Source organism: Planktotalea sp. (assembly GCF_965659345.1).
Lineage (GTDB): Bacteria > Pseudomonadota > Alphaproteobacteria > Rhodobacterales > Rhodobacteraceae > Planktotalea.
Genome location: NZ_CBFHVK010000005.1, coordinates 93,912 through 119,636, shown reverse-complemented (window position 1 = coordinate 119,636; position 25,725 = coordinate 93,912). Strand labels below are relative to the sequence as shown.

Here is a 25,725-nt window from a genome sequence, read left to right as displayed (position 1 = left end):
CAAAGTTGTTCTTGACGAAGAAGCGGGCAAAATTGAAGTTGTTGTTCCTGATGAGCAGTTGTCTTTGGCGATTGGTCGTCGTGGTCAAAACGTGCGTTTGGCGTCCCAGCTGACAAACCTCGACATCGACATCATGACCGAGGAAGAAGAGAGCAAGCGTCGTCAGGCAGAATTCGAACTGCGTACGAAGTTGTTCATGGGCGCGCTTGATGTTGATGAATTCTTCGCCCAGTTGCTTGTGTCTGAGGGCTTCACCAACCTTGAAGAAGTCGCTTACGTTGAGCTTGACGAACTGTTGGTTATCGACGGTGTTGATGAAGATACGGCCGGTGAATTGCAGACCCGCGCACGTGAATTCCTAGAAGCAAAAGCAGCTGAAGCATTGGCGAAAGCGCGTGAGCTTGGTGCAGAGGATAGCCTCATCACATTTGAGGGCCTCACGCCGCAAATGGTTGAAGTCTTGGCAGAAGACGGCGTCAAAACGCTTGAAGACTTCGCGACTTGTGCGGACTGGGAGTTGGCAGGCGGCTGGACCACTGTTGATGGCGAGCGTGTCAAAGACGATGGTTTGCTGGAACAATTTGGAATGGAGCTTGAGGAAGCCCAGACCATGATTATGACTGCGCGTGTTCTGCTTGGTTGGGTTGACCCAGCTGAGTTGGAAGCAGCGGCTGAAGATGACGACACTGAAGCAACTGAGGAGGCTGAGGTCTGATCTCAGGCCTCAGAGGTTTCTTAGAGTGACGCGCGGCGGCACATCCAAAGATCGGTCCAGCGGACCAGAGCGCCAGTGTATTGCGACACGGGAAAATCTTCCTATGTCCAGTATGATCCGCTTTGTTGTTGGGCCAGATGCGCAGATTGTTCCTGATGTTTTGGGAAAACTGCCCGGTCGTGGTATATGGGTATCTGCTGATAAAGCAGCGCTCGAAAAGGCGGTCAGCAAGAATTTGTTCTCGCGCAGTGCCAAGATGCCTGTGAAAGTGCCCGAAGACCTTGTTGCTGAAGTTGAAGCACAAGTGACGCGGCGGTTGGTTGAATTGATTAGCCTTGCACGCAAAGGCGGAGGCGCGGTCGCAGGGTACGAAAAAGTTAAAAGCTGGTTGATGAATGAAGAGGCAGAAGTGCTTATTCAAGCCAGTGACGGATCAGAGCGCGGCAAGTCGAAATTGAGTACGCCGCATTATGGCAGTTTCATCGGTTGGTTAACGGCAGATGAGCTAGGATTGGCCTTTGGGCGACAGACTGTGATACACGGCGCGCTAAGCGCTGGTGGACTCACCTCTCGTGTAGTAGAGGAAGCCCAAAGATTAAAAGCGATACGAGAAGTAGCGACGGCAGGGGCCGTCCGAAAGGAAAAGACAGCTAAATGAGCGATAACGACGGCAAAAAGACATTGGGACTGCGCGGCACCGGCTCGCGTCCCTCGAATGTAAAGCAAAGCTTCAGCCACGGCCGCACGAAGAATGTGGTCGTCGAGACCAAGCGTAAGCGTATTGTTGTGCCCAAGCCGGGTGCACCCAAGCCTCAGGCGAGCGGTGCAACTGTGAGCGCGAACCCTGCGAAACGTCCAGCGGGTATCACCGATGTGGAAATGGAGCGTCGTCTAAAGGCGGTCCAAGCTGCGAAAGCACGCGAAGCAGAAGACGCTGCGCGCCGCGAAGCAGAAGAGAAAGCGCGCGCAGAAGATCGCGAACGCCGGCGCGCCGAGATTGAGGCGAAAGAGAAAGAAGAGCAGGAGCGCGCAGAGCGTGCCAAAGCGAAAGCTGAAGCTGAAGAAGCGGCCAAGCGCGCAGCTGAAGACGCAGCGCGTGTTGCTGCTGCACCTGCTGCTGACAAGCCTGTTCCAGCGTCGCGTCCTGCTCCGAACAAGCCAGCACCAGCGGCGACACCACGCAAAGCCGATCGCGAACGCGACCAGCGCAATCAGCGCGGTAAAGCAGGTGCAAATGACGGACGTCGTTCCGGCAAGCTGACATTGAACCAAGCGCTTGGAGGCGGAGACGGTCGCCACAAGTCCATGGCCGCAATGAAGCGTAAACAAGAGCGCGCGCGTCAAAAGGCGATGGGTGGCACGGTTGAGCGTGAAAAGATCATTCGTGACGTTCAGTTGCCTCCAGCGATTGTCGTGTCCGAATTGGCTGCACGTATGGCTGAGAAGACAGGCGCAGTTGTTAAGGCACTGATGACCAACGGTATGATGGTGACGCAGAACGAAACGATTGACGCCGATACAGCCGAGCTCATCATCGAAGAGTTCGGCCACAAGGTTGTGCGTGTTTCTGATGCTGACGTCGAAGATGTCATCACTGAGATTGTTGATGATGAGAAAGACCTCAGAGGTCGTCCACCAATCATCACGATCATGGGCCACGTTGACCACGGTAAAACATCGCTTCTTGATGCGATCCGGAATGCCAAAGTGGTTGCTGGCGAAGCTGGCGGTATCACGCAGCATATTGGTGCGTATCAGGTAACGACAGACAATGGGGCTGTTCTCAGCTTCCTTGATACTCCGGGTCACGCGGCGTTTACGTCGATGCGTTCTCGTGGTGCTCAGGTCACGGATATTGTTGTTCTGGTTGTTGCTGCCGATGACGCGGTTATGCCGCAAACCATCGAAGCGATTAACCATGCGAAAGCGGCAGAAGTGCCAATGATCGTTGCGATCAACAAGATCGACCGTCCAGAAGCCAACCCTGACAAGGTGCGTACGGATTTGCTTCAGCACGAGGTCATTGTTGAGAAGATGTCAGGTGAAGTGCAGGACGTCGAAGTCTCTGCGATCACAGGTCAGGGTCTTGATCAGCTTTTGGAAGCGATTGCACTGCAGTCCGAAATTCTCGAGCTGAAAGCTAACCCAGATCGCGCCGCTGTTGGTGCCGTGATCGAAGCGCAGCTTGACGTGGGTCGTGGCCCTGTTGCGACTGTTCTGGTTCAGACGGGTACGCTGCGCGTTGGTGATATCTTCGTTGTGGGTGAGCAGTACGGTAAGGTCCGTGCGCTGATCAACGATCACGGCGAGCGAGTGAAAGAAGCGGGTCCATCTGTTCCTGTTGAGGTGCTTGGTCTTAACGGGACACCTGAAGCGGGCGATGTTTTGAACGTTGTTGAGACCGATGCGCAAGCGCGCGAAATTGCTGAATACCGTGAGAAGGCTGCGAAAGATAAACGCGCGGCTGCAGGTGCTGCAACAACGCTAGAGCAGTTGATGGCGAACGCGAAAGCGGACGAGAATGTTTCTGAGATGCCAATCTTGGTAAAGGCGGACGTTCAGGGTTCTGCGGAAGCGATTGTTCAGGCGATGGCGAAAATCGGTAACGATGAAGTCCGTGTGCGTGTTCTACATTCCGGTGTTGGTGCGATTACGGAAAGCGATATCGGTCTGGCCGAAGCATCTGGAGCTCCGATCATGGGCTTTAACGTGCGAGCAAATACATCTGCGCGGAACACTGCGAACCAAAAAGGCGTCGAAATTCGCTACTATTCAATCATCTACGACCTGGTGGATGATGTCAAAGCGGCCGCGTCTGGCTTGCTGAGCGCGGAGATTCGCGAGAACTTTATCGGTTATGCGAACATCAAAGAGGTGTTCAAAGTTACGGGTATCGGCAAAGTCGCGGGTTGTTTGGTCACAGAAGGCGTTGCGCGTCGTTCTGCTGGTGTGCGTTTGCTGCGCGATAACGTGGTTATTCACGAAGGCACGCTCAAGACGCTTAAGCGTTTCAAAGACGAGGTCGCAGAAGTGCAGTCTGGTCAGGAATGCGGCATGGCGTTTGAGAACTACGACGATATTCGTGCAGATGACGTGATCGAGATCTTTGAGCGTGAAGAAGTCGAACGCAATCTCGACTAAAGTTTCTGCCAATAGAAATAGAAAAAGGGGCTCAAGCGTTTGCTTGGGCCCCTTCTTTGTACGTGAAGACTAAAAAATTGCTGTTTATGCAGCAGCGGAGATCGGTTGACCTGCGAAATCGCGGTCCCCAACAGACACAACAATTCGTCCATCGCTCAGCGCGCGAACGAAAGTACCCTGAACTTGAACACAAGTACCCAAAATGATTGTACGAAGCATGGTCTTCTCCCCCAAGAAACCGGTGCAGCACCGGCACATGCGATATTGCATTTTTAGGTTGTCACAAAATTGTTAACGTTTCTATAATAATTTTATCAAATACGGCGCTTTGTCTCGGGATTTCCCCTATCAAAGCCAGTCGCGCAGGATCGGAATCAACGGAATATCGGCCTCTGGCATAGGATACTTGCTTAAATCACGGGCGTGGACCCACTTAAGCGCCTGATTCTCTTTAGATTGGGGAATCCCATCCCATTTGCGGCAGGCATAAAGCGGCATGAGCAGGTGGAAGTTCTCATAGCTGTGGCTGGCAAAAGTTAACGGAGCAAGGCAGCTTGCCCAAGTATCGATACCAAGCTCTTCTTGCAATTCACGGATCAAAGCAGCTTCAGGCGTTTCGCCACCTTCAACTTTACCGCCAGGGAATTCCCAAAGCCCCGCCATAGATTTCCCTTCGGGGCGTTGGCCCAAAAGCACACGACCGTCGACATCGATGAGAGCAACAGCGCTGACTAGAACAGTTTTCATGACCGATAATCAGCGTTGATACTGATGTAGCCATGGGTGAGATCGCAAGTCCAAACGGTGCTTTTGCCAGAACCCAATCCCAAATTGACGCTTATCTCCAACTGTGCGTTTTTCATGTAGGCGGCACCGTCGTCCTCGCGATAGTCGGGGCTGACCCAACCTTTGTCAGCGACAAGAATGCCGCCAAAGCGAATACTTAACAGGTCACGATCCGCATGCGCACCAGATTTGCCAATCGCCATAACAACACGACCCCAATTCGGGTCTTCGCCGGCGATCGCTGTTTTCACCAAAGGCGAGTTTGCAATGGCCAAGCCGTGAGTGCGGGCGTCAGCGTCGTTCAAAGCACCCGTCACTTGGATTTCGATCAGTTTTGTCGCGCCTTCACCGTCGCGCACGACTTGAAGTGCAAGATCTTTCATCACGCTGTGTAGCGCGGTTTTAAAGTCAGAATTGTTTGTGACATCCACATCACTTGCACCAGTCGCTGCGATCAAAAGGGAGTCGGACGTAGACGTGTCGCTATCGACGGTGATGGAGTTAAAGGTCACTTCGTTCAGCTCAGACACCATCGTTTGCAAATCGGCACGTGCGATTTTGGCGTCGGTGAAAATGTAGACCAGCATTGTCGCCATATCTGGCGCGATCATGCCAGACCCTTTGGCAATGCCAGCGATTGAGACGGTTTTGCCGTTCACGTCGATTTCAGCACCTGCGCCTTTGGCAAAAGTATCCGTCGTGCGGATGGCTTCTGCAGCGGGCTCTATTGCAGCCTCATCGAGCGACGCTTTCAACTCGGCTATCTTCGCCGTGATGCGATCATGTGCGAGAGGCTCGCCAATAACACCGGTTGAGGACGAAAACACACGGGTTTCTGGCAAATCAAGCGCTGTCGCAACAGCGCTTGTGACTGCTTTTGTCGCCTCTATACCATTTTTGCCGGTGAACGCATTTGCGTTTCCGGAGTTCACAATAATTGCTGCTCCAGTATCGCTGTCGATGCCAATTTTCGCCTGACAATCAAGGACAGGAGCTGCGCGTGTTGAGGACTTGGTAAATACGCCAGCGACTGAACTGCCCGGCGCGATTTTTGCCAGCATTACATCTGTGCGCCCTTGGTATTTTACCCCTGCGGCAACAGAGGAAAAAGACACGCCACTAATTTGCGGCAAATTCGGAAACTGCTCCGGCGCAAGCGGGGAGCGGGGTGGCGTGCCTGCCATATTTTACTTCTCCAGTAGAGTGAGGTCTTTGAGTTGAGATGTGTCGATCTTGTCCATCGCCGTTCTAGAAACCGTCGCGGCGGCGGTCAACTTTTCAATATAGGCATCAACCACGTTCATACGCACTTGCTGCTCAAGCTCTTCGCGCACATCTTCGACTTTTGGCGCGTCCTTGGTGCGCGTTTCATTTAGTTTAATAACGTGCCAGCCAAACTGCGTCTGCACAGGGGCAGAAATTGCACCTGTGTCCATGACTTTTACAGCCTCTTCAAAGGCAGGCACCATCTGACCTGCACCGAACCAACCCAAGGCACCACCGCGAGGGCCGGAAGGACCTGTTGATTTGGTCTTTGCGAGCTCTGCAAAGTCTGCGCCAGCTTCTAGCTCTGTAACGAGCGCTTTTGCTTCTTCTTCTGTCTCAACCAGAATGTGCGAAGCGTCAAATTCCTTCTCAGGCGCTGCGCCCCCATATGTTTCGTCGTAGACCGCTTTGATCGCTTCTTCGGTGACAGCACCTTCCAACATTTTATCCATGTGCTCTGCCGCCAACATTGCGCGCTGCTCATTTTCGAGAGCGAGCTGAACACGGCTTGGAAGATTATCGCCTTCTTGATTCGCAAGAACAGTCTGTTGGATGATCTGATCCAAGATCCCTTTGAACAGAACGTCATCGGGCAAATTGCGATATTGTTCTGGCAAGCCAGAGCGCACAACGATCATGTGACCCATTGTGATATCTGTACCGTTTACAGTCGCGATAACTTGATCGGCGCCCTCTTCGGCTGCCAAAGGTAATGCAAGCAGTGCTGTCGCGGCAACTGTGGCCAAAAATGAAGTGCGTTTTAACATCGTTTTTTCCTTGTTTTTGGCGGCTTTCGTACGCGCCGTTGACACTGGCATACCCGACCACTACATCGATTTTAAGCCATGGTTCAGGCCGTCTTTCACCCTCGTATCTATGGGTTGCGTGCAGGGCGGGCAAGTCGAGCCTGAGCACAAAGACGTCAAGAATGGATGAGCGCAGATGCTAGGACTCGGAAAAATCACCAAAAAGATCTTCGGAACGCCGAATGATCGCAAAGTGAAGGCTACGCGCCCGCTGGTCGAAAAGATCAACGCGTTGGAGCCAGAGTTCGAAAAACTCACCGATGCAGGCCTTATTGAAAAAACCGAAGAACTGAAAAAGCGCGCGATTGGTGGCGAAAGCCTTGATGACCTTTTGCCAGAAGCGTTTGCCAACTGTCGCGAAGGTGCACGCCGTGCGCTGGGTCTGCGGGCTTTCGACACGCAGTTGATGGGTGGCATCTTTCTGCATCAGGGCAATATCTCTGAGATGAAAACAGGTGAGGGCAAAACGCTTGTTGCGACGTTGCCTGCGTATTTGAATGCTTTGACGGGCAAAGGTGTGCACGTTGTTACGGTGAACGACTATCTCGCCAAGCGTGACGCGGAATGGATGAGCAAAGTGTTTGGCGCACTTGGCCTAACCACTGGCGTCATTTATCCGCAACAGCCTGACGATGAAAAGAAAGCGGCTTACGCGTGTGACGTGACATACGCCACGAACAACGAGCTGGGTTTTGATTATCTGCGCGACAACATGAAATCTGAGCTATCCCAGATGTATCAGCGGGACCATAACTTCGCGATTGTTGACGAGGTGGATTCGATCCTGATCGATGAAGCACGGACACCACTTATTATTTCTGGTCCTGCCGCTGATCGCTCTGAGCTTTATAAAGCGATTGATCTGGTTATCCCCGAGTTGACCGACGAGCATTTCGAGCTCGACGAAAAAACCCGCAACGTATCCTACACGGAAGAAGGCAACGAGTTTCTTGAGAACCTGTTGCGTGAAAAAGGGATGCTTGAGGAAGATGCGACGCTTTACGACCCTGAAAGCACGACGCTTGTGCATCACGTGAACCAGGGTTTGCGCGCGCATAAGCTGTTTGAGAAAGACAAAGAATATATCGTGCGCGATGGTGAAGTTGTTTTGATCGATGAATTCACAGGTCGTATGATGAGCGGTCGTCGTTTGTCTGATGGTCTGCACCAAGCGATTGAAGCGAAGGAAGGCTGCCCAATTCAACCAGAAAACGTCACGCTCGCTTCTGTGACTTTCCAGAACTATTTCCGCCTGTACAACAAGCTGTCTGGCATGACCGGTACAGCGATGACCGAAGCGGAAGAATTCGCGGAGATCTATGGTCTGGGCGTGGTCGAGGTTCCAACGAACCGGCCAATCGCGCGAGTTGATGAGCACGACCAAGTGTTCCGTACCGCGAAAGAGAAATACCAAGAGATCGTTAATGTCGTAAAAGAAGCTCAGGAAAAGGGTCAGCCTTGTCTTGTCGGGACGACGTCGATTGAGAAGTCTGAATTCCTGTCGAATATGCTGACTGAGGCGGGTCTGGAGCATAACGTTTTGAACGCGCGCCAGCACGAGCAGGAAGCACAGATTGTTGGCGATGCGGGCAAGCTTGGCGCGATTACGATTGCGACGAACATGGCGGGTCGCGGCACGGACATTCAGCTGGGCGGCAACGTGGAGCTGAAGGTGCTTGAAGCGCTTGCGGCAGAACCTGACGCAGATCCTGAAGCAGTGCGCAAACGCATTGAGGATGAGCATCAGACATGGCGTCAAAAGGTGCTTGATGCTGGTGGACTTTATATCATCGCAACAGAGCGCCACGAAAGCCGTCGCATCGACAACCAGCTGCGTGGTCGTTCCGGTCGTCAGGGTGATCCGGGTCGGTCTGCGTTCTTCTTGTCGCTTGACGACGATTTGATGCGTATCTTCGGCTCTGAGCGTTTGGACAAAGTGTTGAACACGCTTGGCATGAAAGAGGGTGAAGCGATTGTTCACCCATGGGTGAACAAATCCCTAGAACGCGCGCAGGCGAAAGTTGAGGGTCGTAACTTTGACATTCGTAAGCAGCTTTTGAAGTTTGACGATGTGATGAACGACCAGCGTAAAGTGATCTTTGCACAGCGTCGTGAGATCATGGAATCTGAAGACGTGTCCGAGATTACGCAGGATATGCGCTATCAAGTCATCGATGACTTGATTGATCAGTACATGCCCCCGAAGTCCTACGCGGATCAGTGGGACATGGAAGGATTGCATGGCGCGGTTGCAGAAGCGGTTAACATTGATGTGCCTGTGCAAGAATGGGGCGTTGAAGAGGGCGCGGATGACGATGTGATCCGTGAGCGCCTTGAAAAGGCAGCAGATGAAGCGATGGCATCAAAGGTTGCTGCCTTTGGCGCGGACAATATGCGCCAGATCGAAAAGCAGATGTTGCTGCAAACGATCGACGGCAAATGGCGTGAGCACCTTGTAACGCTTGAGCATCTTCGCTCAGTTGTCGGTTTCCGTGGCTATGCGCAGCGTGATCCGCTCAATGAGTATAAGAACGAAAGTTTCCAGCTGTTTGAGAGCATGCTCGATAGTCTTCGTACAGAAGTGACGCAGAAACTTGGCCAAGTGCGTCCAATGACGGACGAAGAGCAAGCGCAGATGGTTGCGGAGTTCCAAGCCCAACAAGCAGCGTTGCAGGATGCGGGAAGTGATGCATCTTCGGAAGCATCACAAGCGCCAGAACCCGAGGTCGCTGGGTTTGATGAGAATGACAGTTCAACATGGGGTAATCCGGGTCGAAATGATCCATGCCCGTGCGGTTCGGGCAAGAAGTTCAAACACTGCCACGGTAAGATTGCTTAATTTGAATTAAGGCGCGACTTGGACTTGTGACCCGAAGAGTCCTTGCCTCCGTCCCATTCTCGCCCTGATTGCGGGCGATCACACCTCCGAAGAGATATCCCCTCGGAGGGCGAGAAAATGGACATCAAAAGAATCGTAATGGCTGGCGGCGTGCTCGCGACAGCGGGTGCCATTGGCTTTGTCATGCAGAACGGTGAATCTGCGAAAGCACGATATGCGTCAGCGCCAGTGCCTGACATTACCGGTACTCAAAGCGACCCGCTAGAAGTTACTGATATCAAGCTAACCTCTGCGTCGTCCAAGGCGGTTGCCACCGAAGCGGTGGTTGACGCAGAACCTATGTCTAAGGATGTCGCTGAAGCGATTAAAGCACCGGCAGAGAAAATCGTAGAGCCGGTTGTGCGAACTGCGGCACTTGGTGATACCGCACTGCCAAGCGCGAGCGAAGCTTTGACTGAAGAGCCTGAAATTGCGGGTCCTGCCTCCCTTTGTAGCATTACTATGGACGCTGTTACCTCTGCGGGGGCTATGGTGGATGTTTCGCTGAAAGCTGATTGCTACCCGAATGAACGCGTCACATTTCACCATAATGGAATGATGTTTACCCACGCGACAGACCGTGACGGTAATCTTGACCTAAGCATTCCTGCGCTTTCTGAAAATGCAGTAGTCATTGTTGCATTTGCCAATGGTGAAGGCGCGCTGGCGAATGCAAAAGTTCCGTCACTTGCTGACTATGACCGCATGGTTGTGCAATCAAAAGCGAAGAGCAACTTGCACATTAACGCTTTTGAATTTGGCGCGAACTTCCGTGAGGATGGTCACGTCAACAATAAATCAGAGCGCACGATTGAAGACGCAGAGCAAGGTCTTGGCGGATTTATCACAGTTTTGGGTGACAAAGCTCAGGGCGAGGCTCTGATTGCCGAAGTCTATACTTTCCCTACGAATTCATCTCAGGCGCAGGGCGATGTGCATGTGTCTGTTGATGTTAACGTGACTGTTGCCAACTGCGGCTTGCGCATCGAAGCACAAACGCTTGAGGTTAGCCGTGCAGGCAAAATGAAGGTTCAAGACCTGACACTGCCAATTCCAAGCTGCGACGCGGTTGGTGATTTTCTGGTGTTGCAAAACCTGCTACAAGACTTGAAAGTCGCGCGTAACTAAGCGCGCGACACTTTGAGGTTGTTGGTTGATGATGATGCTACGTGCGGCGAGACTCGCCGCATTTTTTGTTTTGGTATTGATGGCTCCGCTAGCGGCGCAAGATGTGACTTTGACGTCGCCTGATGGCACTGTCGAAGTCAATGGAACTTTGCTTGGCTTTGATGGCGATTTCTACCGTGTCGAGACGATTTATGGCGAATTGACTGTCGATGGCACAGGTGTGAATTGCGCTGGTCCAGCATGTCCCGACCTTCAAAACTTTGTGGCCGAACTCTCTATTTCGGGCTCTGCCACGATTGGCGAAGTTTTGATGCCCGCGCTTATCGAAGGGTTTGCGCTGCGCAATGGCTACATTGCCAAACGCGAAATCATCGACCCTACACACTTCACCTACAATTTGCGCAACCGAACAGACAATGCGCTTGTTGGGAAGTTTACCTTTCGCGTGACAAACACTGACGAGGGTTTTGCTGATTTGCTCGCCGATGAAGCGGATATCGTTATGTCGCTACGCGAAATTCGACTTACCGAAAACCGCCGCGCGAATGAGGCTGGACTAGGGGATTTACGCGGCCCCAACCGCAGTCGCGTACTCGCGCTTGATGCGATGGTGCCGATCACCGCTCCGGGCAATCCAGTAGACGCCATTTCGCCAGCCACGCTTGCGCGGGTTTTTGCGGGACGCGTGACAAATTGGAAAGATCTGGGTGGCCCTGATGCGCCGATATCCGTGCATTTACGTGATCCAAAATCGGGTCTGTCGCAGGCTGTGCAAGATCGATTGATGGGGCCGGCTGCGCTTGTTCTGGACAGCAACATTATTCGGCATGCAACGAACAAAGCGCTCACACGAGCAGTAACAGAAGACCCGTTCGCAATTGGTATTTCGAGTTACTCTGAGACGGGAAATGCAGATGTTCTGGTGCTGACCGGAACATGTGGTTTCTCGTTGCGCGCTGGGCGCGTGACCATCAAGACCGAAGATTACCCGCTGACAGCGCCGATGTTCCTTTATATCCCTGCGCGTCGATTGCCGCAGTTGGCACGTGAGTTTTTGACCTTCACACGCTCCCCATCCGCGCAAATTGTTATTCGCCGTGCAGGTTTTGTGGATCAAGCGCCAGAAGAGCTTTCGATAAACCAGCAAGGGGATCGCTTCGCCAATGCGATCTCTTTGATCGGTTCAGAGATTAACCTGGCTGACGTGAAACGCTTGGTCACGGTGCTTTCACCTATGAAGCGTTTGAGCACGTCATTTCGCTTTCGCGCTGGTTCTAGTGAGCTAGATGCGCAATCGCTGTCCAACGTGCAGCAGCTCGCCCGTGCGATCGAGACGGGCGTTTATGATGAGCGTTCCGTCAGTTTTGTTGGCTTCAGCGATGGACAAGGGCCTGCGGACGGGAACAAGCGGATTGCACTCAGGCGCGCCAATACTGTCTTGGCGGCGGTGAAGAAAGCCGCTGAGACGGTTGATCTCGACACGCTTAACATCTCCGTCGAGGCCTTTGGCGAAGCCTTGCCCATGGCCTGTGATGATAGCGCTTGGGGCAGACAAGTGAACCGACGTGTTGAGGTTTGGGTCCGCTAGAGCAACCCTTCACTGACAAAGCTGGTTTCGCCGCTTGCGCCGATAATGAGATGATCGTGTAGCGTGATTGAGAGGCTATCTGCGGCTTGCTTGATTAGCTTCGTCATTTCGATATCGCTCGGTGACGGGTTTGGGTCGCCAGACGGGTGGTTATGCACAAGGATGATGGCGCATGAATTAAGCTCTAGCGCGCGTTTGAGTACTTCACGCGGATAGACGGGGACGTGGTCGACCGTACCGATGCCCATCACTTCATCGGCAATCAACATGTTGCGACGATCCAGATAGAGCACATGAAATTCTTCTGTCTCTTTATGGGCAAGTGCTGTGCGGCAGTAGGTAAGCACCGCGTCCCAGCTAGAAATAAGTGGGCGATGCGCGATACGTGCTTTTGCCATGCGTTTGGACGCGCCAAACACGAGCTTAAGGTCCTGCGTTGCAGTCACGCCGATAAGCGCCTCTAAACGAGGGGTATCTGCAGCAAGTGCGCTGGCTATATCACCGAACTCTGAAAGGACCTTTTTGGCGGTAGGGCGTGTGTCTTTGCGAGGGGATGCATGGAGCAACAAAAGCTCGAGCATTTCTGCATCGCTAAGATGCTCCGCGCCGTGATTTTGAAAGCGCCCTCGTAAGGCAACATGATGATCGCGTAGCTTGGTGTCATAAAGCCCAAGGCGTTTGCGCGCCTTTTCATCTGCAAGACGCGGGTTAAAAGCGGGGGCGGCGATGTCGGTGAACTGTGTGTGTTGCATACTCATGACAACAGTGATCACCCGATTCGATAAATTTTTAATTAACTAACGAGTGGGTCCAATAAAAAGCCCGACACAGCATAGCTGGCCGGGCTCATGTTTGAATATGAAAGGACTTAGCCTTTCATGCCATCCCAAAAGGACTTTACTGACGAAAAGAAGCTTTTGCTTTCTGGGTTATTATCCTCTGAGAGCTCTTCGAACTCTTTCAGCAGTTCTTTCTGACGGCTCGTCAGATTGACGGGTGTTTCCACCGCCAGCTCAATGAACATATCTCCGGTACCGCCGCCACGTAGTGCAGGCATCCCTTTGCTGCGTAGACGCATCTGTCGACCCGATTGGCTACCAGCGGGGATTTTGACGCGCGAACGTCCACCATCGATTGTTGGCACTTCAATATCACCACCCAGTGCAGCCGAGGCCATTGAGACTGGAACATTGCAGAACAGGTTCACACCTTCGCGTTCAAACAGTTCGTGCTTGGACACTTCAATAAAGATATACAGATCACCTGATGGACCACCGCGCATACCTGCTTCGCCCTCACCGGACAAGCGTATGCGAGTGCCGGTTTCAACACCTGCAGGGATGTTCACGCTAAGTGCGCGTTCTTTCTCGACACGGCCCTGGCCAGAGCAAGATTTACAAGGGTTCTTGATGATCTGACCCATGCCAGAACACGTCGGACACGTTCGTTCAACCGTGAAGAAACCCTGCTGCGCGCGGACTTTACCCATGCCAGAACAGGTTGGGCAATTTGTTGGCTCTGCGCCGCCGTCTCCACCAGTGCCCTCGCAGCTGGTACAATTCACAGCGGTTGGAACGTTGATCGTCTTTTGCAATCCGTTAAACGCTTCTTCAAGCGAAACGCGCATGTTGAAGCGAAGATCAGAACCGCGCGCCGCACGATTTCGACCGCCGCCGCCGCGTTGACCGCCGCCCATGAAGTCGCCGAACAAATCATCAAAGACGTCCGAAAAGGCAGATGAAAAATCGCCCTGACCACCACCTGGACGACCACCGCCGCCACCCATGCCACCTTCAAATGCAGCGTGACCATAGCGGTCATATGCTGCTTTCTTCTCAGGATCCTTCAGGATTTCATGGGCCTCATTGGCTTCTTTGAATTGCTCTTCCGCTTTGGGATTGTCGGAATTGCGATCTGGATGGAGCTCCTTGGCCTTCTTGCGATAGCCTTTTTTGATCTCATCCGCAGACGCGCCTTTAGCGACGCCCAGGACATCATAATAGTCTCGTTTTGACATAACACTCCCCCTTTGAGGAAACGCATTGGGCCGACCCGGTTAAGCAGGCCGGCCCTTTAGGGTGAGATCACGCGAGGTGCGTGACTTACCCGCGTTTTTTGTCGTCGTTCAGATCTTCGAAGTCGGCATCAACGATGTCGTCATCTTCGGGTCCAGCGTCTGCGGCCATCGGCTCGTCATCTGCTTCGTCTTGCGACGCTTTGTAGATGGCTTCACCTAGCTTCATGGCAGCTTCTGTGACGTTCTGAATGCCGGACTTAATCTTGTCTGCATTCTCTGTCTCCAGATCATCGTTAAGCGCAGAAATCGCCAATTCGATGGCCTCGATTGTCGTTGGATCCACCTTGTCGGCATGCTCTTCCATGGACTTTTCAGTCGAGTGGATGAGGCTTTCCGCCTGGTTTTTCGCTTCGATCAACTCGCGACGCTCTTTATCCGCATCCGCGTTCTCTTCCGCGTCCTTGACCATCTTTTCGATGTCATCATCGGACAGACCGCCAGAAGCTTGGATCGTGATCTTCTGCTCTTTACCAGTGCCCTTATCCATCGCGCCTACAGCAACGATACCGTTTGCGTCGATGTCAAAGGTGACTTCGATCTGTGGTAGGCCACGTGGTGCCGGTGGGATGCTCTCAAGGTTGAACTGACCGAGCATTTTGTTGTCGCTCGCCATTTCGCGCTCACCCTGGAAAACCCGGATAGTCACAGCGTTTTGGTTATCTTCCGCAGTGGAGAAGATCTGGCTCTTCTTCGTTGGAATCGTCGTGTTGCGATCGATCAAGCGTGTGAACACGCCGCCGAGCGTTTCGATACCCAAAGAAAGCGGTGTAACGTCGAGAAGAACAACATCTTTGACGTCACCCTGAAGAACACCAGCCTGAATGGCAGCGCCCATCGCGACGACCTCATCAGGGTTCACACCCTTATGTGGCTCTTTACCAAAGAACTTTGTCACTTCTTCAACAACGCGCGGCATACGTGTCATACCACCAACAAGGACGATTTCGTCGATGTCGGATGTGGACAGACCTGCATCCTTAAGCGCGGCTTGGCATGGTTTGATAGACGCTTTGATCAGATCGGACACAAGGCTTTCCAGCTTTGCGCGCGTCAGCTTCATCACCATGTGCAAAGGCTGACCGCCTTTAGGGTCCATGGAGATAAACGGCTGGTTGATCTCTGTCTGGTTCGCGGAGGACAGCTCGATCTTTGCTTTCTCGGCCGCTTCCTTCAGACGTTGAAGCGCCATCTTGTCTTGCGTCAGATCAACGCCGTTCTCTTTCTTGAACTGATCCGCGAGGTAGTTAACGATGCGCATGTCAAAGTCTTCACCACCAAGGAAAGTATCACCGTTGGTAGACTTTACTTCGAACAGGCCATCATCGATCTCAAGGATGGTTACGTCGAATGTACCACCACCAAGGTCATAGACGGCGATTGTCTGTGTCTCTTCCTTATCAAGACCGTACGCCAACGCAGCCGCTGTTGGCTCGTTGATGATGCGTAGCACTTCGAGGCCAGCGATCTTGCCCGCGTCTTTTGTCGCTTGGCGCTGTGCGTCGTTGAAGTAAGCTGGCACGGTGATAACCGCTTGCGTCACATCTTCGCCGAGATAGCTTTCAGCTGTCTCTTTCATTTTGCCAAGGATGAACGCAGAGATCTGGCTCGGGGAATACTTCTCACCCTTCGCTTCAACCCATGCGTCACCATTGCCACCACTCACAACGGAGAAGGGCAGGTTCTTCATGTCTTTCTTAAGGTGCTCGTCATCAAAACGGCGACCAATCAGGCGCTTTACGCCAAAGACTGTGTTGTCTGGGTTTGTGACGGCCTGGCGTTTCGCCGGCTGGCCTACAAGGCGCTCGTCATCTGTGAAGGCTACGATCGACGGTGTCGTGCGTGCGCCTTCAGCGTTTTCAATCACGCGAGGCTGAGAGCCGTCCATGATAGAAACGCAGCTGTTTGTCGTTCCAAGGTCAATACCAATTACTTTGGCCATGTTTTCGATCCCTTTTTCTGTTCAAGGCGATGTCACGAGACGCAAACCCGTTATGGCATCTGCGCCCCGATTGGTTAGCTGATCTGCGGTGGTGCAGTTCAACGTTCGAGCGGTATATAAGGAGCGTGTATGGGTGCTGCAAGGATTGTGCGTAACTCATTTGGAGAATTTGCACATTAGCCGCGAATTTTTTGCCTTTAGGGTCAATAGGGAGTTAATCGAACCTTGGAAAAGCTAAGTTTGCGCGGTTTCGAGATTTACAAAGATTTACTCGATTTTGAGGCGCAACAGCTTTTGCTGACTGCGATGCGAGAGGTTGCAAAGGGTGCACCTATGTTTTCGCCGATGACCCCTTATGGTAAACCCATGCGCGTCAAGATGACGTCTGCAGGAAAATATGGATGGGTGTCTGATCGCACTGGCTACCGGTATTCTGAGACGCATCCAGAAGGAATGGTGTGGCCTGATATACCTAACGAAGCCCTTGATATTTGGCATCGCGTGAGCGGTTCACGCCAGACGCCAGACAGTTGTTTGATGAACTTTTACGGTGAGGACGCACGCATGGGCATGCATCAGGATCGTGATGAACGCGATTTTTCGCATCCTGTCGTGTCTGTGTCCCTTGGTGATGATGGTCTATTTCGGATCGGAAATATGGAACGAGGTGGATCAACTGAGTCGATTTGGCTTAGCTCAGGTGATGTTGTGGTTATGGGCGGTGACGCGCGGTTGACCTATCACGGTGTCGATAAGATCAGGTTTCAGTCCTCGCGTTTGTTGCCGAAAGGCGGGCGCTTGAACCTCACAATGCGCATTGTCAGCTGAGGTTCAAACGTTAGGTTTTAGAACTACCCGAACTTGGTGAACACGGGTTATATGCGCAAGAATGCAATCTTATGCCTTTATAGATGAGAGCGTTTGAGCAGCTTCAAATTGGGACAAAAACACACTTCCCGTCATTTCTTTTAGAAAGTGCTGTTCTTTTAAACGATCCATCACAGGGCCTTTTACTTCGGACAAATGCAATTTCACATCCATTTCGCGCAGACGTTCGTTGATCGCTTCCAATGACTCCAATGCGCTCAGATCAATCTCGTTAATTGCTGAACATTGAAGGATGACATGGCGCACGTCCACGGCACCTGTCACACGATTTTGGATCTTGTCCTCGAGAAAACGCGCATTTGCAAAATAGAGGCTTTCATCAACCCGTAGCGTCACGACTGTTGGGTCTGTGATAACGTCGTGGCGTAGAATATTGCGAAAATGCTCTGTCTCTGGAACGCGTCCGACCTCTGCAATGTGCGGCTTGGACGACTTGTAAAGGTGCAGCAGTATCGACAGCCCAACGCCTGCGGATACGCCTATTTCAACGCCCAGACCTAAAGTCATAAGAATCGTCGCCAAAACGGCCGCGAAATCAGCTTTGGAATATGCCCAGCTTCGTTTGAGAATAGAAAAATCAACGAGACTAAGAACCGCTACAATGATGGTTGCAGCAAGTGTGGCTTTGGGCAGAAAATAGATCAACGGCGTGAGCGCAAGTGCGGCAATCGCCAAACCGATTGCAGTGAAGGCACCAGCGGCAGGAGTTTCCGCGCCAGCGTCAAAATTCACCACAGAACGGGAAAAGCCGCCGGTTACAGGAAAACCACCTGTCAGTGATGCGCCAATGTTTGCTGCACCCAAGCCAATCAGCTCTTGGTTGGGATCGATGCGCTGTCGTTTTTTGGCAGCAAGTGTTTGAGCAACTGAAATCGATTCAACAAATCCAATGATCGAAATCAGGAAAGCAGGCAGAAGCAGTTGAGCAAGCAGGGCAGGGGAGAAGGAGGGTAGCGTAAAAGGCGGCAAGCTTTGCGGGACTTCGCCCACGATGTTCACGCCTTTATCATTCAACCCGAATAGCCAAACGGCGAGCGTTGTCAGCACAACGACAAAGACAGGCCCTGTCTTAACCAGCACGCCTGTGATGCCTGCGCCAAACCCAAGCTGTTGTAAAAGCGGTTTCAGCCCTTTGCGCACCCAGAACAAAAAGCCAGTTGCTAATATACCGATGAGTGCGGTGATCCAGTTTGTCTGCGTCGCGTGTTTGACCAAAGACACGACAAGATCCAGAAGGTTGTGGCCATGCGCATCAATGCCAAAGATATGCTTGAGTTGGCTGGCCGCGATAATGATACCAGATGCGGTGATAAATCCTGCAATGACAGGGTGTGACAAAAAGTTCGCGATGAAGCCCAAACGGAACAGGCCCATTGCCAACAACATAACCCCTGAAAGGCCTGCAAGGGACAAAGCGGCAACGGCATAGCCCATCGTGCCCTGCTCGACGATATTGCTCAAGGCGGCAGCGGTCATCAAGGAGACAACCGCCACAGGCCCGACGGCCAAAGCGCGGCTGGTGCCAAAGACAGTGTAAAGAAGGATCGGAACAATCGATGCATATAAGCCAGCTTCAGCCGGAAGACCCGCCAGCAACGCATAGGCCAGTGATTGCGGGATCAGCATGATGGTTACAATCAATGCAGCCATAAGGTCGTTTGACAGGGCAGAAGGGCTATAGGCCGGCCCCCAAGTGAGAATGGGCAGGTAACGTTTCATTGGATTACTCAGTGTGTTCTAAAATTTACCACGTCCACAGGTGTCGTGCAGACGTGGTCAGGTACGCTACGACGCGGTTATTTTTTCGGGCTTTGCCATCCATTCACGGCCCTTAAGCATGCCCTTCCAGTAGACTGGCGGGAGCATCTTTTCTTTTAAGAACCATGCTGCACGGGTTGGTTTCGTGCCATCAAGAAGCGCTTTTGGGAAGCTGGGTAGCATCGTGCCGCCATATCCGAATTCTGCCAGAACAATCTTGCCACGCTCAACCGTCAGTGGGCAGGACCCATAGCCATTGTATTGCGCCACAGGAGAGGAGCCTCGCATGTCAGCGATGATGTTCTCGGCCACAACAGGCGCTTGGATACGCGCAGCGGCGGCTGTTTTTGCGTTCGGTGCGTTCATGACATCGCCAAGCGACCAGATGTTGTCATAGGTCTTGTGGCGCAATGTCGCTTGATCAACATCGATCCAGCCAGCAGCGTCTGCCAGAGGTGACACACGAATAAAATCTGGCGCTGTCTGAGGTGGACAGACATGCATCATGTCAAACTCCATCTCGACCCGCTCGACAGGGGTGTCAGGCTTTGACACATCAAACCATGCTTTTTTGGCAGGTCCGTCCACTGCCACAAGTGTGTGAAAGAAGTTTAGCGATGCATCATATTTTTTGACGTATTCCATCAGGGCTGGGACGTAATCTTTGACCCCGAACAGAACGCCACCAGCGTTGTTGAATTGTATGTCGATGTTTTTCAACACGCCCTTTCGGTGCCAAGCGTCGCCTGACAAATACATCGCTTTTTGCGGCGCACCTGCGCATTTGATTGGCATTGGAGGCTGCGTAAAGATCGCGCGGCCCGACTTCATGCCTTTTACCAGATCCCACGTATAGGGAGCGAGATCATAGCGGTAATTGGAGGTTACGCCGTTCTGACCGAGTGTGTCGACAAGGCCGTCGACCTTGTTCCAATCCAGCTTCAAGCCCGGACACACAATCATGCGCTTATATTTCACAACGCGGCACCCATCGAGGATGATGGCGTTGTTTTCAGGTTCAAACGCTGCGACCGCTGCCTTTATCCAGTGAACGCCCCGCGGGATCAAAGACCCCATCGTGCGGGATGTCTGCTCTGGTTCAAAGATACCGCCGCCAACCATCGTCCAACCAGGTTGATAGTAATGGATATCCGCCGGATCAATAATTGCGATTTCGATCCCGGGTTTGCGCGCTTTCAGGCTGGCCGCAGCAGCGATACCGCCTGCCCCAGCTCCGACAATCACGATTTCATAACTTGCATCACCCGTTTCAGTGGGTGTCTTGCCACCGTTTGCGATCCGACGCACGACACCTGCCATGTCGTAACCTGCGGATTTGGTCGTCGCGAGGATGTCTGGCAGGCTGCGGCTGTTGGCTTGTGCGAGCGACCAAAGCGTCGCTGAGCGCGTCCCTGTTCGGCAAAAGGCAAGCACAGGGCCTGGCATTTCACTTAAAGCGGCATCAAACGCGTTTGCATCTTCGTCACTGACTTTGCCGGCAACGATGGGCAGATATCTCGCTTCGATCCCAGCTTTCTCAGCCGCCTTTGAAATTTCCTCGAAGGTCGGCTGGTCAGCGGCCTCGCCATCGGGGCGGTTGCAAATGATTGCACGAAAGCCAGCGTCTTTGATGGTTTGCATGTCAGTTGGCATGACTTGCCCGATCACAGACAAGCCTGTGGTAAGTTTCTTCGTTTCCATGGTTTTGCTTTCGAATTAGATGCCGTTAACCGGCACTTTCAACATTGGGTTCCCATCGGAATCCGTTGGAACTTCGCCGGCGCGCATATTCACCTGCAAGGATGGTATGATCAGCTTGGGCATGCTGAGTTGCGCATCACGCTCTGTTCTGAACTTGATGAAATCTGCACGGGACTTTCCACCACCGACGTGAATGTTATCCGCTTTCTGCGCAGCAACTGTGGTCTCCCACTGGATTGCACGGCCGTTGGGACCATAGTCATGGCACATGAACAAACGCGTTTCATCTGGCAAAGATAGCACTTTCATAATGCTGTCATACAATTCGCCAGCGTCGCCACCGGGGAAGTCACAGCGCGCGGAACCGCCATCGGGCATAAACAGCGTGTCACCTGCGAATGCAGCGTCGCCTACAACATGCACCATGCAGGCTGGTGTGTGGCCGGGGGTATACATCGCAAATGCTTGCATCTCACCAATCATGTAGGTGTCGCCATCTTTAAACAGCGCATCAAATTGTGACCCATCCCTTTGAAATTCAGTGCCTTCATTAAACACTTTGCCAAAGGTTTCTTGGATCACCATGATCTTTTCACCGACACCGATTTTGCCACCCAGCTTGTCTTGCAGATAAGGGGCTGCGCTCAGGTGATCTGCGTGCACATGTGTCTCAATGATCCAATCGACCGTCAGACCACGATCCTTGATCTCGGCAATCAAACGATCAGCGGCTTCATACGTGATACGGCCAGCCGCGTAATCGATGTCCATGACGCTATCGATGATCGCGCAATGGGTGCTGTTTGGATCCTTCACGATATAGGTGATCGTGTTTGTGGCTTCGTCAAAGTGAGCCGAAACGTCAGGTTTGACGGACATATCTACTGGGTAAGTCATTTCGTTTCCTTCAGTTATTTTATGCCTAAGCGTAGCGTTAATGGCTCGCCCCGGTTTTCGTCATCATTTCGTGGACAGCTTGCATGCCTCTGTCGGCCATTGCTGTCACTTCTGCCGCGTGTGTTTGCAGCGCTGTTACCATTTCAGGATCATCAGAGATCTGAATCACCAGCAGTCCCGCATCGGTGATTTCGACATCTGACGTGATTCCATCACCTCGCAAGAAGAAGATATCCAAAGTCGGGCTTTGGATCATAATTTTGGGATCATCCAATTGGCCGACACGATCAATCATACCGACTGAGTGGCTTACCAGTGCGTCCATAACGTCTTGATCAGAAGACGCTGTTAGGGTTCTGATCCCGTTTGGCAAATTCTCGACGCTACGGGTGATGGTTTCAAACTTGCGAAACATCAGCGCGATTTCCGCGCTTTCTTCAGGGCTTGCGTTTTCGCCACGCAAGCCCGGCATGTTGACCTCATCATGTCCGTTGCCATCTGCCCCATGCATGTGGCGGGACATAGAATGCCCAGCGCCGCCTGCATTTGAATGTCCACCGTGCTGGGCCATGGCGTAATATGTGCCACCACCGGCCAATACGGCAGTCAACGCAATCGCGATTAGAGCGGATGCTTTGGAGATCATGCTTACGCTACCTTTCTTGTTCTTAGGCTCATCGATTGCAGAGCTTTTGCCGCAATAATTCCGACCAAAAGCGCTGCAACGAAAATGAACACTTCGCTGCGACCTGTGCCAAGCGCAGGGAGTGCACCGCCTGGGCAAAAGCCAGCGATACCCCAGCCGATACCGAACACAGCAGAGCCGCCAATAAGCGGCATGTCGAGATCACGGCGCGTTGGCAATTGGAAAGAAGTCGCAAGCATTGGGGAAGGGCGTTTCAAGACAAAACGGTATCCAAGAGCTGTGACGATCAAAGCACCGCCCATCACAAACGCGAGGCTTGGATCCCATGCGCCCGCAACATCAAAGAAGTTGAGCACCTTAGCAGGGTTCGCCATGCCGGAGATCGAAATACCAACGCCGAAAACGAGGCCGATCAAGTAGGAAAGAACTAAGCGCATGGGTCAGGCTCCAAAAACGTGGCGGATCAAATAGACAGTGATCGCAGTGGTAAGCATAAAAGTGAGCGTCGCGGCGATAGATCTGGGTGACAAACGCGCCATGCCACAGACACCGTGACCAGACGTACAGCCTGCCCCATAGGTGACCCCAATGCCGACGATAAAGCCGCCAACAACTAGCATTGTGGTCGAGATAGGCACTTGCACCGCTGGCATTTCTCCCGTGATGAGCATCACGACGATTGGACCAGAAACCATGCCAAGCAGCACGGCAGCACGCCAAGACCAGTCCGACAGGCTAGCAGGCTGCATAAGTCCCGCCAGAATGCCGGTTGCGCCCATGATGCGACCCATAGTGCCCATCAACAAGACAGCGGCCAAGCCAATCAAGGCGCCGCCACCCAAGGATTGAAACGGGGTAAAAGCTGTCTCGATCATATCTTACACGTCCGGATGCCAAAAAGGCGATAGAGGGGGCAGAACTTCATGGTTGATGTCGCAACCATTACCAATCCAGCAATAACACTTACGACGCTTGCCGCTGTGTTTTCCAAAAGTGCCAATCCGCTTACGAAAGGGGCGGCCAACAGCACAACACCCAAAACAAGGCGGAAAGAGCGGTCGAGCGTACCGAGATTCGGTGTCATTTCGCAGTCTCCTTGTAAATCATATGTGTTCACTAGCCGTTTTGAGTTCTGAGTCTCGGTGACTATGTCACCAAACATTCATTTTTCTTTATGTGTTATGGTTTGCAAGCTTTTGAAGCTGGCTTTTGTCAATGAGCGTCACGCTGCCACGGGCTTGCTCGATCCAGCCGCGGCGTTGAAATTCTTGTAACTGACGCGAGATGACTTCGCGCGCTGTGCCCAGCTCAAAGGACAGCTTTTGATGAGTCGTTGCGACACGATCTGTGTTGCTGGAAAGTTTGATCAGCTTGTCCGCAAGCCGGACATCAAGGCGCTGGAACGCGACTTCATCAATGACCAAGAACAAATCTGTTATCCGTTTAGAGAAGGCAGCAAACACAAAATCGCGAAACGGTTTTGATTGCGCAACAAGGGCGTCGAAAACAGCTCGGGGAACAGCGGCAGCGTCAACGGCTGTTTCTGCAATGCCAGTGGCGGAGTAATCGTCATAAGATAACAAACAAGCGGTTGTCAGCACGCAGCTTTGCCCCGCTTCGATCCGGTAAAGCACGATTTCATGACCTGTATCCGACGTTTGCTGAACCCGTACTGTGCCATCCAAGAGAAACAGCATATTTTCTGGGGAATTGCCGGGTCCGAAGATCGTTGCGCCCTTTGCGACGGTTACAATCTGGCTCTGTTTCAAAAGCAGTTCTTTTGTTGGATGATCCAGACGCGACAAGCCAGGAAATCGCTCGATCCATTCAGAGATATTGTTCATCGCGCTGCTTTCTCGAGACGTGGTGTTTCTAAGGGGGCGATGCGGTCGATCAGTTGACTGCGGTTGGCTGCGATATCTGCAATGGTTAGATCATCAAGGACGGCCATAAACGCTGCCGTCGCTTCTTGCATCTTTTTCGACAGGATACAGATGCCCATCAAAGGACAGGTGTTCTTTTCGGGATTGAAGCATTCAACCACATCCAGAGGACCCTCAGTGATACGGACAACTTCACCGACAATGATGTCTTCTGGTGGTCGCGCCAAACGAAAGCCACCGCTGCGTCCGCGCACTGTTTCAAGATAACCGGCTCTACCAAGTTCATGGACTATTTTCATGATGTGAGGTCGAGAAAGATTGTGGATTTTTGCCACGTCATCAATCCGCACAAGGTCAGGCGCTTTGAGGGCGGCAAGCTGTAAAGAGCGCATCGCGTAGTTCGTATAGCTGGTCAGTTTCATCGAGCATCCTTTTTGTCGCAGTTAAAAGATACATTCAAAGTATTGCTTTTGTAAAGAGCCTCAGCTAGGCCCCTAAAAGAACTATTTCAAATATAGGATATACAGCATGACACTGAGAATTGGCGATATCGCTCCCGACTTTACGGCTGAGACAACAACAGGTTTGATCACCTTTCACGACTGGATCGGTGATGACTGGGCTTTTTTCTTTAGTCACCCCGCAGACTTTACGCCTGTTTGTACAACCGAAATGGGCCGTACATCCCAGCTCGCAGAGCAATTCGCGCAACGCGGTGTGAAACCCATCGGCCTGTCGACAGACACCGTGAAAGAACACGTCAAATGGATCGAGGATGTGAATGACACGCAGAATACTGATCTGCGATTCCCGATCGTAGCGGATGCTGATCTGACGATTGCGAAGCAATACGACATGATCCACCCGAGCGAGAGTGAAACAGCTGCTGTGCGTTCTGTGTTTATCATCGATCCGGACAAGAAGATCCGTTTGACGATGACTTACCCGATGAGCGTTGGGCGTAACTTCGATGAAATACTGCGCGTCATTGATGCTCTGCAAACGGGTGACACACACAAGATTGCGACCCCTGCAGATTGGGTTCCGGGACAAGACGTCATTATCCCGCCAAGCGTGAACGATGCCGATGCGAAGTCTTCATTCCCGCAGGGTTTTGAGACCATTCGCCCCTATTTGCGCACGGTCAAACTCTAATCAGCCTTACTGAAGCTAGGAAAAGAAAAATGATGAAATCTACAACTATAGCAACGCTTATCGCCTTGGTCCCAATGGTTGCGTTGGCGCAAGACACGCCAGGTGCTCACTTCTTGCTGAACTGGGACCTTGATGAAGATGGTGCTGTCACAGTTGCGGAAATTACCGAACGACGCGAACTTGTTTTTGGCATGTTTGACGATGATGAGAACGGCGTTCTTGATGCCGAAGAGTACAAATTCTTTGACGAAACCCGTGCTGCAGACATGGAAAACAATGCAGGTGGCAGCCATGGCAAAGGTGGTGGCCGCATGCAGAAAGGTCTGACATTGGCGTTTAATGACACGAATGCTGATGGGGGTGTCTCTATAGAAGAGTTTCTTGCCCAATCAGGGGCATGGCTCGCGTCGGTGGATCGTGATGCAGATGGTGCAATCACATCGGCTGATTTTGGTCCAAAGTCCTAAATTGAC

The 25,725-nt window shown here is 52.4% G+C and carries 24 protein-coding genes and 1 pseudogene; 9 read left to right on the top strand and 16 right to left on the bottom strand.

Translation table 11 applies throughout. The annotated features are described in order from the left end of the window. The 3 genes and pseudogenes from ACTG3Z_RS05280 to infB form a co-directional block, all read left to right on the top strand. Positions 1–715: pseudogene (locus tag ACTG3Z_RS05280) on the top strand (transcription termination factor NusA); the annotation flags it as partial. Positions 716–740: 25 nt separating this feature from the next. Then, the gene (locus tag ACTG3Z_RS05275) at positions 741–1,373 is read left to right on the top strand and encodes an RNA-binding protein (RefSeq protein WP_439141696.1); all 633 of its coding nucleotides are present in this window, start codon (positions 741–743) and stop codon (positions 1,371–1,373) included. After that, positions 1,370–3,856, top strand: a complete 2,487-nt coding sequence (infB, locus tag ACTG3Z_RS05270; protein WP_439141694.1) for a translation initiation factor IF-2 — start codon at positions 1,370–1,372, stop codon at positions 3,854–3,856. The genes ACTG3Z_RS05275 and infB overlap by 4 nt, the downstream gene beginning before the upstream one ends. Before the next feature lie 84 nt (positions 3,857–3,940). Here the strand turns inward: infB and ACTG3Z_RS05265 are convergent, their stop codons facing one another. The 4 genes from ACTG3Z_RS05265 to ACTG3Z_RS05250 all read right to left on the bottom strand — a co-directional run bounded on the left by ACTG3Z_RS05265 (position 3,941) and on the right by ACTG3Z_RS05250 (position 6,675). Then, complete coding sequence (locus ACTG3Z_RS05265) at positions 3,941–4,075, bottom strand: hypothetical protein (protein ID WP_439141693.1); 135 nt, start codon at positions 4,073–4,075, stop codon at positions 3,941–3,943. Positions 4,076–4,204: 129 nt separating this feature from the next. Next, the gene (locus tag ACTG3Z_RS05260; protein ID WP_439141692.1) at positions 4,205–4,603 is read right to left on the bottom strand and encodes a (deoxy)nucleoside triphosphate pyrophosphohydrolase; all 399 of its coding nucleotides are present in this window, start codon (positions 4,601–4,603) and stop codon (positions 4,205–4,207) included. Continuing rightward, entirely contained in the window at positions 4,600–5,826 is a 1,227-nt protein-coding gene (gene argJ / locus ACTG3Z_RS05255) for a bifunctional glutamate N-acetyltransferase/amino-acid acetyltransferase ArgJ (RefSeq protein WP_439141690.1), read from the bottom strand. The genes ACTG3Z_RS05260 and argJ overlap by 4 nt, the downstream gene beginning before the upstream one ends. Before the next feature lie 3 nt (positions 5,827–5,829). Further along, on the bottom strand, positions 5,830–6,675 hold the full coding sequence (locus ACTG3Z_RS05250; RefSeq protein WP_439141689.1) for a peptidylprolyl isomerase: 846 nt from the start codon (positions 6,673–6,675) through the stop codon (positions 5,830–5,832). A 175-nt stretch (positions 6,676–6,850) separates the two neighbouring features. Between ACTG3Z_RS05250 and secA the strand changes: the two genes are divergently transcribed. The 3 genes from secA (at position 6,851) to ACTG3Z_RS05235 (ending at position 12,308) form a co-directional block, all read left to right on the top strand. Beyond that, on the top strand, positions 6,851–9,553 hold the full coding sequence (secA, locus tag ACTG3Z_RS05245) for a preprotein translocase subunit SecA (protein ID WP_439141688.1): 2,703 nt from the start codon (positions 6,851–6,853) through the stop codon (positions 9,551–9,553). Between the two features lie 117 nt (positions 9,554–9,670). Beyond that, positions 9,671–10,720, top strand: a complete 1,050-nt coding sequence (locus tag ACTG3Z_RS05240; RefSeq protein WP_439141687.1) for a hypothetical protein — start codon at positions 9,671–9,673, stop codon at positions 10,718–10,720. Between the two features lie 28 nt (positions 10,721–10,748). After that, a complete protein-coding gene (locus tag ACTG3Z_RS05235; protein WP_439141686.1) occupies positions 10,749–12,308 on the top strand; it encodes a phosphate ABC transporter substrate-binding/OmpA family protein in 1,560 nt (519 codons plus the stop codon). Here ACTG3Z_RS05235 and radC read toward each other — a convergent pair. From radC to dnaK, 3 genes are all read right to left on the bottom strand, one after another. Beyond that, positions 12,305–13,066, bottom strand: coding sequence for a RadC family protein (gene radC, locus ACTG3Z_RS05230; protein WP_439141685.1), 762 nt, complete (start codon positions 13,064–13,066; stop codon positions 12,305–12,307). The two genes, ACTG3Z_RS05235 and radC, sit on opposite strands and share 4 nt — an antisense overlap. Before the next feature lie 110 nt (positions 13,067–13,176). Further along, complete coding sequence (dnaJ, locus tag ACTG3Z_RS05225) at positions 13,177–14,325, bottom strand: molecular chaperone DnaJ (protein ID WP_439141684.1); 1,149 nt, start codon at positions 14,323–14,325, stop codon at positions 13,177–13,179. Positions 14,326–14,410: 85 nt separating this feature from the next. Beyond that, positions 14,411–16,324: a molecular chaperone DnaK gene (dnaK, locus tag ACTG3Z_RS05220; protein WP_439141682.1), complete on the bottom strand. Its 1,914-nt coding sequence runs from the start codon at positions 16,322–16,324 to the stop codon at positions 14,411–14,413. A 225-nt stretch (positions 16,325–16,549) separates the two neighbouring features. Here dnaK and ACTG3Z_RS05215 point away from each other — a divergent pair, with 225 nt between their 5' ends. After that, a complete protein-coding gene (locus ACTG3Z_RS05215; RefSeq protein WP_439141680.1) occupies positions 16,550–17,152 on the top strand; it encodes an alpha-ketoglutarate-dependent dioxygenase AlkB family protein in 603 nt (200 codons plus the stop codon). Positions 17,153–17,221: 69 nt separating this feature from the next. Here ACTG3Z_RS05215 and ACTG3Z_RS05210 read toward each other — a convergent pair whose 3' ends face one another. From ACTG3Z_RS05210 to ACTG3Z_RS05170, 9 genes are all read right to left on the bottom strand, one after another. Continuing rightward, entirely contained in the window at positions 17,222–18,931 is a 1,710-nt protein-coding gene (locus ACTG3Z_RS05210; protein WP_439141679.1) for a SulP family inorganic anion transporter, read from the bottom strand. 66 nt (positions 18,932–18,997) lie between these two features. Further along, positions 18,998–20,671, bottom strand: coding sequence for a TIGR01244 family sulfur transferase (locus ACTG3Z_RS05205; RefSeq protein WP_439141677.1), 1,674 nt, complete (start codon positions 20,669–20,671; stop codon positions 18,998–19,000). Positions 20,672–20,686: 15 nt separating this feature from the next. After that, positions 20,687–21,568 carry an MBL fold metallo-hydrolase gene (locus ACTG3Z_RS05200; RefSeq protein WP_439141676.1) on the bottom strand — a complete coding sequence of 294 codons (882 nt, stop codon included), beginning with the start codon at positions 21,566–21,568 and terminating at the stop codon, positions 20,687–20,689. 37 nt (positions 21,569–21,605) lie between these two features. Further along, complete coding sequence (locus ACTG3Z_RS05195) at positions 21,606–22,214, bottom strand: hypothetical protein (RefSeq protein WP_439141675.1); 609 nt, start codon at positions 22,212–22,214, stop codon at positions 21,606–21,608. 2 nt (positions 22,215–22,216) lie between these two features. Further along, a complete protein-coding gene (locus tag ACTG3Z_RS05190) occupies positions 22,217–22,651 on the bottom strand; it encodes a DUF6691 family protein (RefSeq protein ID WP_439141674.1) in 435 nt (144 codons plus the stop codon). Between the two features lie 3 nt (positions 22,652–22,654). Beyond that, positions 22,655–23,089, bottom strand: coding sequence for a YeeE/YedE family protein (locus ACTG3Z_RS05185; RefSeq protein ID WP_375264435.1), 435 nt, complete (start codon positions 23,087–23,089; stop codon positions 22,655–22,657). After that, positions 23,086–23,298 carry a YgaP family membrane protein gene (locus ACTG3Z_RS05180; protein ID WP_375264436.1) on the bottom strand — a complete coding sequence of 71 codons (213 nt, stop codon included), beginning with the start codon at positions 23,296–23,298 and terminating at the stop codon, positions 23,086–23,088. Before ACTG3Z_RS05180 ends, ACTG3Z_RS05185 begins: the two co-directional genes overlap by 4 nt. Before the next feature lie 88 nt (positions 23,299–23,386). Beyond that, a complete protein-coding gene (locus tag ACTG3Z_RS05175) occupies positions 23,387–24,058 on the bottom strand; it encodes a Crp/Fnr family transcriptional regulator (RefSeq protein ID WP_439141672.1) in 672 nt (223 codons plus the stop codon). Next, on the bottom strand, positions 24,055–24,519 hold the full coding sequence (locus tag ACTG3Z_RS05170) for an RrF2 family transcriptional regulator (RefSeq protein ID WP_375264438.1): 465 nt from the start codon (positions 24,517–24,519) through the stop codon (positions 24,055–24,057). The genes ACTG3Z_RS05175 and ACTG3Z_RS05170 overlap by 4 nt, the downstream gene beginning before the upstream one ends. Before the next feature lie 106 nt (positions 24,520–24,625). Between ACTG3Z_RS05170 and ACTG3Z_RS05165 the strand changes: the two genes are divergently transcribed. After that, the gene (locus ACTG3Z_RS05165; RefSeq protein WP_439141671.1) at positions 24,626–25,252 is read left to right on the top strand and encodes a peroxiredoxin; all 627 of its coding nucleotides are present in this window, start codon (positions 24,626–24,628) and stop codon (positions 25,250–25,252) included. A gap of 29 nt (positions 25,253–25,281) precedes the next feature. Continuing rightward, a complete protein-coding gene (locus ACTG3Z_RS05160; RefSeq protein WP_439141670.1) occupies positions 25,282–25,719 on the top strand; it encodes an EF-hand domain-containing protein in 438 nt (145 codons plus the stop codon). Positions 25,720–25,725 lie beyond the last annotated feature (6 nt).